Genomic DNA, 15,871 nt, shown 5'->3' with positions numbered 1-15,871 from the left:
TATGACGTCTGACCCGCTACGCTATGACAACAACGCCAGCGCCAGACGATCATTCATCAGCCGCGCCACCTGCTTGGGATGAGTAAACACCAGACTGTGGTCCGCCCCGGCGACCCCCTGGGCGATCCAGTCGCTGCTTTGCTGCTCCAGCCGTAACTGCCGCTGTTTCATCTCCGGGGCACTCAATTCGCCCACCAGACTCATACCCGGCAGTGGTGATGTCCAGTCGAGGTAATAAGCCTGTTGACGTCCCAGCGATTCACTGACGGCTCCCAGAGCCTGGCTCAACCCCGGACGATTGGCCTGCAAACGCTTCATGGCTACTTTATCTGCTGTCGGATTACGTCGGCGATTGGGCGACACCACATCGAGGAAATCCCGATACGCGCCGTCATCCCCTTGCCGGAAACGTTGCGCCAATGCCGCATAGCGCGCTTCTTTATCTTGCAGGCCAGCGGCATCGTCACCAGACAATAGCGCCGGTTCAAGCAAATACAGCAACCCAAACGCATGCCGCTTGACCAATTCTGTCGCCACCATACCGCCAAAAGAATACCCAACCAGATCGGTATCCCACCAATCCAGCGCTGTCAGCAATTCTTCAATTTGTTGCGCATAATCGTTAATGGTTGGCTTGTCGCAATCGATAAAGGACGACTTGCCCATCCCGGCAAAATCCGGAATCAATATTTCACTCCAACCATCCAGATAATTAGCCACATACGTCCAGGTCAGTTCCCCGGCGATACCGGCACCGTGCAGCAACACCAGACGCCGGTGCCCGGCCTGAGATGTTGATGGCGATGTCGATTGCAACAGCAGTGCATGTTGATTAACACGGGTGGTACGAAGATTAACGGGGTGCTTTTCCACAATTAGCCTTAAAACTACAGAATAATAGGTTCAGAAGGGCTCAACGGGCAGGCAAAGGCTGCCCAAAGACGACAGCGCCAGTCTAACCAGCAGGTTATAGCAATGCCAGGGGTTGTGAATCGGACACCATGCGCCGGATAATACGCCGCTATTTTATCCACCGACCGATCGGGAATCCTTCGCTCTCATGTCCAGCACGCCCATACCGGCCGCATCTCACGCCACCGGACTGCCCTTTTCAGCCCGATCACTCTTGTTCTGCTGCCATCAACTCCCCGGGGCTGCCTTATTGTACAGCGGCAGCAGTGGCCAGTCGCACTCTCAACGCTGGGCCGTACTGGCCTGGGCTCCGAGCCGCACCCTGTCGGCTCGCAGTGCATCACAATGGCAGCAACTGCAACGCACTCTGGAAACAGGGCAAACGCCATCAACAAACCCGACGGACCGTTCCGACAACAGTGGTTTTATCAGTGGCTGGATGGGGTATTTCTCCTTTGATGCCTGCCATCAGACGGTCGCGGGCATGCAGCCATCGGCGACGCAGTCGACACCGGCACAACCACCGCTGGCAGAATTTCATTATTATCCCCATAGCCTGCTACTCGACTTCAACGCAGACACCGTCACCCTTCGCAGCCCACAGCCTCTGACTGGCCAATACCGTCACGAGCTGATTACGCAGTTACAGCAAGCGCTTGAGCAACAAGATACTCACGACACCGCTCTTCAGCTCCAACAACCAGACAAACCCGATTGGCAAGCCCGCTGGAATGCCCGCGAGTATGAACAGGCATTCAATCAGGTGCAGGATTACATCCTTTCCGGTGATGTGTATCAGGTGAATCTGACCATGCCTTTTCGCTGTCAAAACGATCTGACCGATGCGGCACCAGCCGGATTACTGGAGCATTTTGATGCGCCGTTTTCTTGCTATTTCCGGAGCCAGTTCCTGACGCTGTTCAGTGTCAGTCCGGAGCGTTTTATGCGTATCCGCCAACGCCAGATGACCACCAGCCCGATCAAGGGCACCGCCCCCCGGGGGAAAACCGCCAGCGAAGACCAGGCCAATCGCCAGTGGCTGGCCGACAGTCAAAAAAATCAGGCGGAAAACCTGATGATTGTGGATCTGTTACGTAATGACCTGGGGCAATCCGCGCGCACCGGCAGTGTTCAGGTCGACAAGCTGTTTGATATTGAATCCCATGCCAATGTCCACCATATGGTCAGCACCATTCAGGCACAGCTGAAAGCGGATATTTCACCGTTGCAGGCTGTATTAAGTGCTTTTCCTGGTGGCTCGATCACTGGCGCACCCAAAAAACGGGCACTGGAAATCATCCAGGAACTGGAACCCGATAGCCGTGGCCTGTACTGCGGTTCTTTTGGTTACTTCAGTGATCAAGGGGAAACTGATTTCAATATTCTGATCCGCTCGGTCGTGGCGACCACAACGGGGGCAGAATGCTGGGCCGGTGGCGGCGTGGTCAAGGATTCTACCGCAACAGGGGAATACGACGAGTTATACAGCAAGGTTCAGGCGCTGCTGGATATCATCGGCTGACATCATCGTTCAGAGCCAACCAGACCGGTCATCAGCCATGGCTACTGATCGATCCGGTATATTACCTGCCCACCACTTTCACGCGTCTTGATGTTCATTACCGCATCCTGCTTGCTGATCACGGTCGTACCGGTGCTGGTGGTCGACGATTTTTTGGCTGCCGTTGTTTTGGCTGGCTTGACTGACCGGATTGGTGTGGTCGACTTCGCTGGTGCCGCCGCTTTGGCCGGCTCCCTCGGTTCGACCACGGTTACCGCCTTGGCCACAACAGCGGACTCAGCCTTGGCCTCGTCTTGTGACTTGGCAGGGGTTGCAGCCACTGGTGTTTTCCTGGCTTTACTGGTTGTTGTCGCCGCAGGTTCGGCACCGGGATTATTCAGATCACGATTGGCATTCCAGCGCGGAAAGTCTGCCGGCACTTTTTTGGTGGTCTTGACCGATGACGTCGCTGCCTGATTCACCGCAGGCGACTTGACCACCGGCTTTGTTTTGTTCAGCGTCAGACTGCTGGACGGCGTTGGCAATGCCCGCTGACTGGTCACCGCAGGTTTGGTGGCAAGGGTTTTAGAGCTGCTCACTCCAGCCACACTCTTGCCAGACGATGCCTTGGGGGCCACATAAGCCGGGACTGAGCGCTGGACTGTCCCGGTATCCCGAACCGTCTTTTTGGAAACCAGTGCCGAAGCAGGAATCGGCACCACTTCGATAATTTCTGACCGGGTGTACCCTTGGGTTGTATTGCTACTAACCGACCGGGAGCGGGAACCAATATTCTTTACACCTTGACGGTGTGACACTCCGGTACTGCCGGAGCTGTTTCTGGAAACCAGTTCAGACGTCGGCATTGGTGCGACCTCAACCACATTGGAACGGGTATAACCCGGAGATACCCTGGCCGCAGGAACGGATGATCGAGTGGTATCAGCAGCACCTAGATGGCGGTCTGCTTCCAGTGGTTGCGGAGGCAAATACGTTACTTCAGCCGGTGGCCGGTAATTCACTTCCTCCTTGACCACGACGCGTCCACTATGATTTGCCGCCGGCACTTCCACCATACCGGCAGCTTCCTGGGGCTGAACCCGCCGCCGGGACTGTAACTGATTGACCTGATCCGCCGGTAGCAACTTGATTACCGGGGCACTGTGTTGCTGTATTTCCGCCACATGAGGAACAACTTCCTGTGGCACTGCCATTTGCGGACTGGTCATTTGTTGACTGGTCATTTGCGGACTGACCACCTGAGCACTGACCGCTGGTGGATTAACTACCTGCTGGGTGATTTCTGGCGAGCTATCACTCCCGGCACCGACTTCTACGCTGCCAGCGAGAATTTCCATCAACTCGTCTTCTGCAACAGCGGCACTGCCACCATGCTCTTGCCCTTCACCATGACCACTGGGGGTGTCGGCCGTTTCAGTACGGGCAACCCCTGTCAGCTCCTGCGAAGGAACCGGCAAAGCAAAACTGCTGCGGCGTTGTTCTTCGATTCTTACCGCAGCGGCTGGCAGGTTGCTGGCAGTTGCTGTTTTGGGAGTCGAGGTGACCGTCGTGGTCGTGGTGTTCTTTTCTTTGGCGACCGGTTTTGTTGTTTTGACCGGCGCAGCGGCCGGCGCCTTGGCGGCGGAGCGGATTACCGGAGAACGGCTGGCAGCAGACGATTGACCGGCGCTTGACGAATGCTGCGTCACCGTACTGCTGCCGGAAGAGGTCATTGGAGTCTGATCGTAGGTTTTGTGATCTTCCAGATGCGATTGCCCGGTGGAAATCACCACGTTGTCAGCCAGAACGGTTGGGGCAAGCCCACACAGCACAAATGCCAGCAACCATCTGACAGTTTCTCTCTTGGAGTTCCTGACTGGATTCTCCCGCCATTGCCTGTTGGTCATACTTAAAATCAGCCATTGCTGATACATATTCAGAACCCGTTTATCACTTATCAGCAAAGGAATTACAAGTACTGGAAAATCCCTGAAGATGCTCTGGCCACCATGGCAAAAACGACATCCAACCAGATTTTATCTTGAATAACGTAGCTTTCTTAAAAAACACACTGTCACGAACGCCTAGTATAGTCGCGACTGTAATAACTTCCCGATTTAATTGTCATTCTGGCTGTCAGCGGTACCTGCCCATGAATGTCATCGCCAAATTACACTGTTTTGGCTGACCTAAAAAGATGTATTGGCTATTCAACACACCCTTACCGCCCATTACGACAAAACCGATGAACGATTGACGGACAATCCGCCAATCGCTCAATACGTATTACAGTGGATACATGACATCAAATACAATACTTGACCATACATGCATTAAATCACATCAGGATCAGAGACTTAGTTCACGATTACTGGCTTTGATAAACGCCTTTTTCAAATCGTCATACGTATGCACTGCTGGAAATTGCGGAAATTCGTCAATCACATTTTGCGGTGCATGAAACAGAATGCCAGCATCGGCTTCAGCCAGCATGGTGGTGTCGTTGTAGGAGTCACCGGCCGCAATGGTGCGGTAGTAGATGGTTTGCAAGGCCCGGATCGATTGCCGCTTGGGATCGGCCTGACGCAATTTATAATCCACAACGTTACCGGCTTCGTCCGTAATCAGGCGGTGGCAAAACAGCGTTGGAAAACCCAGCTGACGCATTAATGGCTGGGAAAACTCATAAAACGTATCGGACAGAATAATTACCTGAAAACGCTCACGCAGCCAGTCAACAAACTCCGCAGCCCCTTCCAGTGGCGACAGGGTCGCTATCACGTCCTGAATATCCTGGATTTTCAAACCATGCTGTTTCAATAAACCCAAACGTTGCTGCATCAGCACGTCGTAGTCAGGAATATCACGGGTTGTGGCTTTAAGCGCCTCAATCCCGGTTTTATTGGCAAATTCAATCCAGATTTCAGGAACCAGAACACCTTCAAGGTCCAAACATGCGATTTCCATGATATCTCCGCGATTCGAGGAAGTTTTTCGGGGTATTTTCAGCCGCCGTACTCTAGCCAGTTGCCTGCTATAACACAACCGCCGGGGGGAACGGAGGTTTAAGGTTCAACAACGATCTGTTAGCTTTTAAGAGCAAGGACAAAATAACAGAATTCCTTCTGGTTAAATGATTACCAGCACCCTGCCACGCTACCGCCAGCTGATGGTATTGAGCCTTAACGGCGCGCAGCTTAAAAACACTGACTTTATAACCATAATGAAATAACAATATTCTTTATTAGTATTTTTTGACCTAAAAGTGGCGTGCTACCATTTAACCAAACTTCCAGTAATTAGCGGTTCAGCCAGATGACAGACTTCACCCAACTTAATGCAGAGTATGCTAGCCAGCGCCCCAAAGACCTGATTCGCTACGCCCTTGAACAGCACGACGCCATTGCCGTGTCGTTCAGTGGTGCCGAAGATGTGGTGCTGATCGATATGGCCGTCAAGCTTCGCCGGGATGTTCAGGTATTCACTCTCGACACCGGCCGCCTGCACCCTGAAACCTATGAATTTATCGAAGCCGTACGCAAGCACTATGGCATCAAGATCCAGGTACAAACGCCGGACCAGCAGGCACTGCAGGAGTTTACCTCCGACAAGGGCATGTTCAGTTTTTTCGAAGACGGCCATAAAGAGTGTTGCGGGATTCGTAAAATCCAGCCGTTAAAAAACAAACTGGCCACCCTGGATGCCTGGATCACCGGCCAACGCCGTGACCAGAGCCCCGGTACTCGCAGCAATATCGAAATGATCGAGGTTGATGCATCACCCGGCCGCCAGGGGGAGTTAATCAAGTACAACCCGTTAACCCACTGGACATCCGCGCAGGTGTGGGAATACATCAAGATGTTTGATGTGCCATACAACCCGCTGCATAGCCGTGGTTTTGTCAGCATCGGCTGCCAGCCCTGTACACGCCCGGTACTACCCAACCAGCACGAGCGGGAAGGTCGCTGGTGGTGGGAAGAAGAAACCCATAAGGAATGTGGCCTGCACAGCGCCAATATCATCAGCAAGGGATAACGACTCTCCGCCTAGGCGGAGGCTTGCGCACTGCGGTTGCCAGTTCCATCAGGGCCTGGCACCCATGCGCTACCTCGCGATTACAGCCTCAGTGCCTCAGTGCCTCAGTGCTGTAACGGTGTAAACGGCTTGCCTGCCAGACAGCTTGCCAACCCCGGCGGGTCCCCCCTACCGGCTACGGTCAGACGTCCGGCAGCTTGATCCCATCAAATACGTCTTCCACATCGTGTTTACTGCCACATTGTGCCGCCGCATCCACCAGCTCTCGCGTCAAATGTGGCGCAAACCCGGCAATAAAGTCATACATAAAACCACGCAGGAAGGTACCTTTTCGGAAACCGATCTTGGTCACACTGGGCGCAAACAAATGGCTGGCATCAATCGCGACCAGATCTTTATCCTGCACTGGATCAAGCGCCATACTGGCAATAATGCCAACACCAACCCCTAACCGTACGTAGGTTTTGATCACATCGGCATCCGCGGCAGTAAACGCCACTCTCGGTGTCAGCCCTCGACTTTTAAAAGCCTCATCCAGCTTGGAACGCCCAGTAAAACCAAAGACGTATGTTACCAACGGATAATTGGCGACCTGCTCCAGCGTCAGCTGTTGGCACTGCGCCAATGGATGATCAGCAGGTACCAGTATGCTGCGATTCCAGCGGTAACACGGCATCATTACCAGATCACTGAACAGCTCCATGCCTTCCGTCGCAATGGCAAAGTCGACGGTACCATTGGCCGCCATCTCTGCAATCTGCATTGGCGTCCCCTGGTTCATATGCAGCGCCACATCAGGATACTGCTTCATAAAGACGCTGATCACTCCTGGCAAGGCATAACGGGCCTGGGTATGCGTGGTGGCTAGCGTCAGGGAGCCTTTGGTTTCATCGCTAAATTCCTGGGCAACTTGCTTGATACCTTCGACTTTGCGCAGGATTTCTCCGGCTACCGCAAGAATTTCTTCACCGGCAGGGGTAACCCGCGTCAGGTGCTTGCCACTGCGAGCAAAAATCTCAACGCCCAGCTCATCTTCCAACAGACGAATCTGCTTGCTGATGCCTGGCTGCGAGGTGTACAACACCTGAGCGGTGGCAGACACATTCAGATCGTGGTGGGCTACTTCCCATATGTATTTAAGCTGCTGTAGCTTCATGCTACCTCCCCAGAAATTCAGTTATAAAAATATAATCAAATATTCTTTTTAAGTATAGAAGGTGCTCGGTTAGAGTACCATCACATCCTCTTTCCGTTCTCGGCAGTGTAGACCTCAAACATGGACTTTCTGTTATATATCCTCGCCGGCGCTGGTGTTGGTTTTATTGTTGGCCTGACAGGCATCGGCGGCGGCGCGCTGATGACTCCTCTGCTGCTGCTGTTTGGTTTTCCTGCCCATATCGCGATTGGTACCGATCTGATGTACGCCTCAATCACCAAGGTCTCTGGCGCAATATCGCATCACAAGCAGGGCCATGTGAACTGGGGCATTATGCGCAAACTGGCACTGGGTAGTATAACCTCCGCCTTGATCACCGGTGTAATACTGAACCAGCTCTTTGATAACCCAGAGCAATATAGCCATATTCTGACCAGCGTGCTGGGTGCCATGCTGCTGTTCACGGCCTGTGCCATCGTTTTTCGCACCACGATCCAGTACTGGTCCAACCGCCTGCTTGGCGACAACCCTGCCCGCATTGGTCATTTAACCATCGCCATGGGGGTTGTTCTTGGTGTATTGGTCACCTTGTCGTCGGTGGGCGCCGGTGCCATTGGTACTGCGATCCTGATGATTCTGTACCCTGCGCTGCGCTCAACCAATGTGGTGGGTACGGATCTCGCCCACGCGGTCCCCCTGACACTGGCAGCCGGTTTGATACATATGTATATGGGGCATGTTGACTTTATGCTGTTGGGCGCTCTGCTGATTGGCTCCATCCCGGCAATTCAGGTATCCAGCCGTCTGGCCCGACATATCCCGGAAAATGTTTTGCGCAGCTTGTTGGCCAGCCTGCTGTTTGGACTGGGCCTTAAATACGCGCTGTTCTGAACCATCAGCCTTGCCAGGCCTGGGCCAAACCCTGTACCTGCACATCAGCCCCATAAATCCGCGGTCTGATGAATGCCACTTTCTCCGGGCCAGACAACCGGCTGCTGCCAGTACTCTTGCAGCAACCGCCGATGCAGCTGCGGCACATCGTGATTACCCACGGTATGCCAGAAAACATAGGGCGACTTGCCCTGCTGCTGCCATTGGCTCAACTTCTTGTGCCATTGCTGGAAATAGCGCTGATTGTCTTCATAACGAGGATGGCCGATAAAACGCACCACCGGGCAACGCCCTGTCGCGATCGGGTGTACTGGCATGGCTGGCTTTTTACGCTGGGCATCCAGTAGCGCTGCAGACGAGCCCTTATCTGCCATCAGGCCCCGAGTATCAAACACGACCCGGTCAATCTGGCGATCGGCCAACGCCCGCAACCATCGGGGCTCATGATGGGTTTTGTCAAAAAACGACGGATGCCGGCATTCCACGGCAATATCCAATGCCAGTCCACTGCCCTGACCGCCACTGAAATGACCACCCAGCAAATAATCCAGAGCCTCCAGAACCGCTCCGGCACGGTCGGCCCCCAAGCGTCCGGGAAGCTGCAACATCAACACACCCAGTTTGTCGGGAGCATGGGCCAGGATCACTTCCAGAAAAGCTGCAAGGTCTCGTCCTGGCAAGCCTCGCAAAGCCGCCTGAATATCCGTTGCATGACTGATTGCCCGAGGCAGCTTGAAGCAAAAACGAAAGTCTTCTGTTGTCAGGTCCAGCCACTGCCGTAGCCGCGCCGCCTCAGGCAAACCATAAAACGTCGTATTGCCCTCAATCGAGCGAAAGACCTGGCTGTATTCTGCCAGGGCACTGGCGCTGGATTGATCGGCTGAGAGCAATTGCCCTTTCCATTGCGGCAAAAACCACATCGGCAGCCCCATGCGTAATACACCTGTTTCATTTGCTGAATGTGCTTTTTGAGCTGTATTTGTCATAATCACTCAATTATAACAGCGCCACCGCCCAAAATGCCGCCCGCTTTAGCAGAGCTGGCTATACTGACCGTCGAGCGATCTGGCCCAACATACAAGCGTCAACCATCATCAGGATTTTTATGACAGACAACCGTGTCGAAGACTTGAACATCGAGTCGATTACCACCCTGATCACCCCCGATCAGCTCAAACAGGAAATGCCTATTTCCGAAGCCGCCGTCAGCTGTGTACAACAAGGCCGCCAGGTGATTCGTGATATTCTGGATCGCAAGGACAATCGCATTTTTATTGTTATTGGTCCCTGCTCAATCCATGACGTCGATGCCGCCAAAGATTACGCCACACGCCTGAAAGCGCTGTCTGAAAAAGTCGGCGATACCCTGTATCTGGTGATGCGGGTTTATTTTGAAAAACCCCGTACAACCGTTGGCTGGAAAGGTCTGATCAACGACCCTTACATGAACGACAGTTTCAAGATTGAAGAAGGCTTGCACATTGCCCGGCGCTTGCTGCAAGACCTGTCTGAAATGGGTCTGCCGCTGTCTACCGAGGCACTCGATCCGATTTCTCCGCAGTACCTGCAAGACCTGATCACCTGGTCTGCCATTGGTGCCCGCACCACGGAATCCCAGACTCACCGCGAAATGGCTTCCGGCCTGTCTTCTTCGGTCGGCTTCAAGAACGGCACCGATGGCAGCCTGTCAGTCGCGACCAACGCCTTGATGTCGGTCGCCAATCCGCATCGCTTCCTCGGTATTAACCAGCAAGGTTCGGTAGCCATTGTGACGACCCAGGGCAACCCGTATGGTCATATTGTTTTGCGCGGTGGTGGCGGCAAGCCAAACTATGATTCCGTCAATGTTTCCCTGGCTGAACAGGCGCTGGAAAAAGCCGGGCTGGCACAAAACATCATGATTGACTGCTCGCACGAAAACTCCAGCAAAAACCCGGCCTTGCAACCACTGGTTATGGAAAACGTCACCAACCAGATCCTGGATGGCAACCAGTCCATTATCGGTCTGATGGTGGAATCCAACATCAAGCACGGTCGCCAGAATATTCCGGCCAACCTGGATGAGCTGGAATACGGTCAGTCCGTCACTGATGGCTGCATCAGCTGGGACGAAACCGAAACAGCGATCCTGACCATGTACGACAAGCTTAAAAACGTATTACCCAAACGCGGGCAATAATTCCCCGTCATGCCTTGCTCGCAAGACGGTACCGAAAAACAGCGCCCGGCAAAGCGCTGGAAAAACGATGTAAAGATGTAAAGATGTAGAAAGTCGAGCATAAAAAAAGCCCCGGTGTTTATCTATCACCGGGGCTTTTTGGTTTTATCGATCCATCACATCAACTCAAAATCACATCGAATAGGTTTCGCCAGTGGATGCCGGGTCTTGGTCTTCCTTATCCCAACCTTCGTCCCAGTCTTCATCCCAATCGTCATCCCATTCTTCGTCGTCAAAATCGTCAAAATCATCTTCAAAGCTATCGGCCGCCACACCGTCATTCACCAGATATTCCCGCCGTTGCACATAAAAACTGCGCAAGAATATATACCGATCACCCGTAATCAGGCCTTCTGAGGAAATCAGGTCGGCGCGCAAATCAACAGCCTGCAAGGCGATCATCGAGTAGTCTTCAGTGACGCTGTCACCTATCCTGGAACTGGTCAGGCCACTCCCCCAGTGCATCACCAAACCACCGGTATCGCGCAAGTTGCTTGGACCAAGGAGCGGCAGCATCAGATACGGGCCGGTGCCAACTCCCCAATACCCCAGCGTCTGGCCAAAGTCTTCATTGTGTTTTCTGAGGCCAATATGGGTTGCGACATCAAAGAAGCCAAAGAAACCGACCGTGCTGTTAACCAGAAAACGGCCAGTATCCGACGCCGCCTGAGTCAATTTGAGCTGGCCCAGGTCATTCACCACCACCAGCACATCGCCAATGTTGGAGAAAAAATTACTCACCGAATCATCCACACTTTGTGGTGTCACATACTGGTACGCTTGAGCTGTCGGCTTCAGCACGTATTTATCCATCACCTCGTTGAATGCAAAAACCCGACGGTTAAAGCCCTCCCACGGGTCCAGATTGTCATCAGCGCTGGCCGCTTGGCCAGTGCTGGCCAACGTCAAGAGCAACGTCGCAAGAAGAAGCTTCATCATGATCCCCTCAATCCATTTGGGCGGTATTAAAACAGCTTGCAGGCATGGAAAAAAGCCGCATCTCAATACCGGCCTGTTCCATAAACAAAGACAACCATCATAATGACCAATCGCTGTCCTCACCAGAGCGCCCAGCCACTAACTTGTCAACTCTTGCCAACGTTTATCAAGCCGTTTTAACGACACCGCTTCCTGGGTGCCTAGCGGCTGGGCAAACAGCGACACCCGGAACTCCTCCAACAACCAGCGAAAATCCGTCAGTTCCGATGGTTCATCCAGCACCATACCTTCAGTGAACTTCACAAAAGGCTCATAAACCGAGGCGTATTCTTTCATGCCCAGACGGTCGCGAGGCAAGTTGCCCTGCAGTTTCTCGATGCGATATTCCATGGCTTTAAGGTAGCGGGTAAAACATGTCAGCCGCTTCCAGCTGGCATCGAGCATAAAGCCGGGTTGCAGCAAACGCTCCAGATTCACCTTGATATCGCTGTAGGCCATGGCGCGATCCAGGCTGACAGCCCCACTCATGCTCTTGAGGATTTTATGTCGCAGGGCAAGCCATTCGATAAATTGCGCCAGTAGCTGCTCACCGTGCTCTACCAATGTCGCTCGACGTAACAAGCGTTGCTGAAAATCACTCTCTTTATAGGGCAATGGCTCATCCAACGGAACAAACACCTGCTGGAAAGCGGCTTCGACCAACTCGTTGGTCAGGGACTGTTGGGTACCCATTCCCTTGGCCTGCAACCAGCGGTTGTTCATACTTTTCTGGATGCGGTTTTTTAACAGCCGCTCCTGTTCGCTCAGCGATTGCCGGAACAGGGTCACCAACCCACGCCGATGACTGCGCCGGGCAGCATCAGCATCCGCTTCCACGGTCAGTTGCAGCTGCTCGTTGTCCACTTTCAGGCACGGGAATGCCCGCACTTGCAAACCGTTGATCTCAGACTGAGTGGCTTCGGGCAAATCGCCAAAATCCCAACGCTGGACGTTTTCCCGCTGCAGCTCATGCTTCACCATGCCTTGCATCTGACGCTTGCTGAGTTCATTCAGATCGGTTTTTAATGCCTCCAGATCACGACTCTCCGCCATCAACTTGCCGCCTTCCAGCACCTGGATATTCATCAGCATATGCGCAGGTAACTCAATCGCCCTCAAGGTATCTACTTCAATACGGGGCCGGGCTGTCCGGTTCAGGTAGGCACACAACAAAGAATACAAACTGCCTTTGCTGGCATGCGCCCCTTGCAGGAAATCTTCGACGGTATTCGGTACCGGAACAAACAATTTACGGATGGCTTTGGGCAGGCCCTTGATGATCAGCGCTACTTTTTCGGCAATAAATCCGGGCACCAGCCACTCCACTTGAGCGGAAGGCACCTGCTGTAACATCGCCACGGGAACACTGAGCGAGACCCCATCATCCATGGCACCGGGTGCAAACTTGTAACTCAGTGGAAATTGCAGCCCCTGCCACTCCAGCTCTGCCGGAAAGTCCCGATCAGTAATACCGGCAGCGGCATCACTCAAGAGTTGTTCCCGGGTCAGTTTGAGAGCGCTTTGTTGCGCCTCAGTCGCTTTGCTGTACCAGCGTTCCAGATGCCGGGTAGTCACTACCTCTTCGGGCAAACGTGCCTGATAAAAGTCGATCAGGAAGTTGTCATCAATCACCAGATCACGACGGCGGGATTTCTCTTCGTATTCGGTCACCTCGGCAATCAGGTCGATATTGTGCTGCAAGAAATCCGCCCGAGTACGGATCTTCTGTCCGACCAGACCTTCCAGAATCAGTATTTCCCAGGCTTCCCGTGGATGACTGAGGGCATAATTCACCCGTTTGCGCGGATTAACGATCAGGCCATACAGGGTGCTCTGTTCAAACGCCACCACCTGGCCACGCTTCTCATGCCAATGCGGCTCAAAATATTGGTATTTGAGCAAGGGTTTGCCGATTTCCTCAATCCAGGCCGGTTCGATCTTGGCCACGGTACGGGCAAACAACCGGCTGGTTTCCACCAGCTCCGCCGCCATCATCCATTTCGGCTTTTTCTTGTGCTGGCTCGACGCCGGAAAAACAAACAGCTTGCGGTTACGGGCACCCAGATATTCCTGGCCTTCACTTTTAAAACCGATCTGGCTCAACATGCCCGCCAACAACGATTTGTGCAGCGACTCGTAACTGGCAACCTGACTGTTTTCGGTCAGGCCAAGATCCTTGCACAGCAAATGCAGCTGACGATGGGTATCGCGCCACTCGCGCATGCGCATATAGTTGAGAAAATGCTTGCTGCACCACTTGCGAAGCTGGTTCTGGGTCAGCTCCTGGCGTTGCTCTTCGTAGGCATTCCAAAGATTCACCAATGCCACAAAGTCTGAGTCTTCATCTTGCCAGAGGCGATGCTTTTCATCGGCCTGCTGTTGTTTATCCTGCGGTCGCTCACGCGGGTCTTGCACTGTCAGTGCCGCCGCTATAATCAGCACTTCCGTTAATGCACCTTGCTTCTGGGCTTCCAGCATCATGCGGGACAAACGCGGATCGGTCGGTAAACGGCCCATCTGCCGCCCCAAAGCAGTCAGCTTGTGTTGTTTATCGACTGCCTCCAGCTCTTGCAGCAGGGTAAAGCCATCCTTGATAAACCGCTCATCCGGTGGATCGACAAACGGGAAATCCTGCAACCGCCCCAGCCCCAGATGCAACATCTGCAAAATCACTGCCGCCAGATTGGTGCGGCGAATTTCCGGGTCGGTAAATTCATCCCGCCCCAAAAAGTCACTCTCTTCATACAGACGGATACAGATGCCCGGCGAGGTTCGGCCACAACGACCGGCACGCTGGTTGGCGCTGGCCTGCGAAATCGCCTCTACCGGCAAACGCTGTACCTTGCTTTTGTAGCTGTAGCGGCTGATACGGGCGACACCGGCATCCACCACATAACGAATACCCGGCACCGTCAGCGAGGTTTCAGCAACGTTGGTGGCCAATACCACTCGACGCCCACCATGGGGTTTGAATATCCGCTGCTGGTCGGAACCACTCAGACGGGCGTACAGCGGCAAAATATCCGTAGCGGGCAAACTGGCACGCCGTAAATATTCAGCACATTCCCGGATCTCTCGCTCGCCGGGTAAAAACACCAGGACATCCCCAGGAGCACCGCCTTTTTTGTCCTCGTTACGCAATTCAGTCAAGGCATCATGCACCCCTTCGAACAGGGTGCGATCAGCCTCCTCTTCCGATTCCCGTACCAATGGCCGATAACGGGTCTCGACCGGATAGGTTCGACCGGACACCTGTATCACAGGCGCATCGCCAAAATGAGCCGAGAAGCGTTCGACATCAATGGTCGCCGAGGTGATCACCAGCTTCAGGTCAGGCCGTTTGGGCAGCAGGTTTTTCAGGTAGCCCATCAGAAAATCGATGTTCAGACTGCGCTCATGGGCTTCGTCAATAATGATGACATCGTATTCATTGAGGAAGCGGTCATGCTGGGTTTGCGCCAGCAGAATGCCATCGGTCATTAACTTGACGCGCGTCTGGTCGCTGCTCTGATCGGTAAAACGAATCTGGAAGCCGACCAGCGACCCGAGCTCGACACTCAGTTCATCCGCGATACGCTGCGCCACCGACCGGGCCGCCAGCCGGCGCGGCTGGGTGTGGCCAATACGACCATAACGCCCCAGTCCGGCTTCCAGACAGATTTTGGGTAACTGTGTGGTCTTACCTGACCCGGTCTCACCGGCAATCACCACCACCTGGTGGTTCTTGATGGCTGAAAGAATCTCATCCTTGCGCTCCGAAACCGGTAAATCCGGATAACTCAAGCGCACCGGATCACTGCGTTGCGCCACCCGCTGCTGACTGGTTTCGATACGTGACAGCAGCTTCGCCAGAGCGGTTTCTACCGGTCGCTGCTGACGCTGATTGGCCAGCAGCTCTTTTAATTGGCGGCGCAAGCGCAGGCGATCCCGGATCAGGCAATGGTCGATCGCCTGGTGCAAGGCCCGCGCATCAATGGCAGCAGGGTGTGAATCGGCGGTTACAGCCTGGTCAGAGGTGGGGACTGAAGAATGGTCGGAAGACAAAAGCGATCCTGAAAACAGCGAATATGAGGGAAATCAAACGGCCATTATACGACGTGTCAGCGCCAGAAGGCAGACGGTAATTTCAACCAGCAAGGCCGCTTGTATCGAGACCAGTCCAACCTGTCACGGCCAGCCA

General features: G+C 53.8%; 11 protein-coding genes. 4 read left to right on the top strand and 7 right to left on the bottom strand.

Annotated features, from left to right (window positions below):
- Window positions 1-21: 21 nt before the first annotated feature.
- Complete coding sequence (locus Q4551_RS01850) at window positions 22-873, bottom strand: alpha/beta fold hydrolase (RefSeq protein WP_303431451.1); 852 nt, start codon at window positions 871-873, stop codon at window positions 22-24.
- 187 nt (window positions 874-1,060) lie between these two features.
- Between Q4551_RS01850 and Q4551_RS01845 the strand changes: the two genes are divergently transcribed.
- On the top strand, window positions 1,061-2,434 hold the full coding sequence (locus Q4551_RS01845; RefSeq protein WP_303431450.1) for an anthranilate synthase component I family protein: 1,374 nt from the start codon (window positions 1,061-1,063) through the stop codon (window positions 2,432-2,434).
- 41 nt (window positions 2,435-2,475) lie between these two features.
- Here Q4551_RS01845 and Q4551_RS01840 read toward each other — a convergent pair whose 3' ends face one another.
- Together Q4551_RS01840 and thrH are read right to left on the bottom strand one after the other, a co-directional pair.
- Window positions 2,476-4,206: a hypothetical protein gene (locus tag Q4551_RS01840; RefSeq protein WP_303431449.1), complete on the bottom strand. Its 1,731-nt coding sequence runs from the start codon at window positions 4,204-4,206 to the stop codon at window positions 2,476-2,478.
- A 556-nt stretch (window positions 4,207-4,762) separates the two neighbouring features.
- Window positions 4,763-5,380 carry a bifunctional phosphoserine phosphatase/homoserine phosphotransferase ThrH gene (gene thrH, locus Q4551_RS01835; protein WP_303431448.1) on the bottom strand — a complete coding sequence of 206 codons (618 nt, stop codon included), beginning with the start codon at window positions 5,378-5,380 and terminating at the stop codon, window positions 4,763-4,765.
- 348 nt (window positions 5,381-5,728) lie between these two features.
- Here thrH and Q4551_RS01830 point away from each other — a divergent pair, with 348 nt between their 5' ends.
- Window positions 5,729-6,448, top strand: coding sequence for a phosphoadenylyl-sulfate reductase (locus Q4551_RS01830; RefSeq protein WP_303431447.1), 720 nt, complete (start codon window positions 5,729-5,731; stop codon window positions 6,446-6,448).
- Between the two features lie 181 nt (window positions 6,449-6,629).
- On the opposite strand, the gene cysB is transcribed toward Q4551_RS01830, so the two are convergent.
- A complete protein-coding gene (gene cysB, locus Q4551_RS01825; RefSeq protein WP_303431446.1) occupies window positions 6,630-7,604 on the bottom strand; it encodes an HTH-type transcriptional regulator CysB in 975 nt (324 codons plus the stop codon).
- A 120-nt stretch (window positions 7,605-7,724) separates the two neighbouring features.
- On the opposite strand from cysB, the gene Q4551_RS01820 reads away from it, so the two are divergent.
- Window positions 7,725-8,495 (top strand): sulfite exporter TauE/SafE family protein, encoded by a 771-nt coding sequence (locus tag Q4551_RS01820; RefSeq protein WP_303431445.1) that lies wholly within the window; start codon window positions 7,725-7,727, stop codon window positions 8,493-8,495.
- Window positions 8,496-8,539: 44 nt separating this feature from the next.
- On the opposite strand, the gene Q4551_RS01815 is transcribed toward Q4551_RS01820, so the two are convergent.
- Window positions 8,540-9,481 (bottom strand): DUF72 domain-containing protein, encoded by a 942-nt coding sequence (locus Q4551_RS01815; protein ID WP_303431444.1) that lies wholly within the window; start codon window positions 9,479-9,481, stop codon window positions 8,540-8,542.
- Window positions 9,482-9,600: 119 nt separating this feature from the next.
- Between Q4551_RS01815 and Q4551_RS01810 the strand changes: the two genes are divergently transcribed.
- Window positions 9,601-10,674 (top strand): 3-deoxy-7-phosphoheptulonate synthase, encoded by a 1,074-nt coding sequence (locus Q4551_RS01810; RefSeq protein WP_303431443.1) that lies wholly within the window; start codon window positions 9,601-9,603, stop codon window positions 10,672-10,674.
- A 171-nt stretch (window positions 10,675-10,845) separates the two neighbouring features.
- On the opposite strand, the gene Q4551_RS01805 is transcribed toward Q4551_RS01810, so the two are convergent.
- Both Q4551_RS01805 and hrpA read right to left on the bottom strand, forming a co-directional pair.
- A complete protein-coding gene (locus tag Q4551_RS01805; RefSeq protein ID WP_303431442.1) occupies window positions 10,846-11,649 on the bottom strand; it encodes a VacJ family lipoprotein in 804 nt (267 codons plus the stop codon).
- A gap of 141 nt (window positions 11,650-11,790) precedes the next feature.
- The gene (hrpA, locus tag Q4551_RS01800) at window positions 11,791-15,735 is read right to left on the bottom strand and encodes an ATP-dependent RNA helicase HrpA (RefSeq protein ID WP_303431441.1); all 3,945 of its coding nucleotides are present in this window, start codon (window positions 15,733-15,735) and stop codon (window positions 11,791-11,793) included.
- Window positions 15,736-15,871: the final 136 nt, after the last annotated feature.

Origin of the sequence: Oceanobacter sp. 5_MG-2023 (assembly GCF_030548165.1) — a bacterium.
Classification (GTDB): domain Bacteria; phylum Pseudomonadota; class Gammaproteobacteria; order Pseudomonadales; family Oceanobacteraceae; genus Oceanobacter.
The sequence above is the reverse complement of the archived record's forward strand: the minus strand, read 5'-3'. Positions and strand labels throughout refer to the sequence as shown.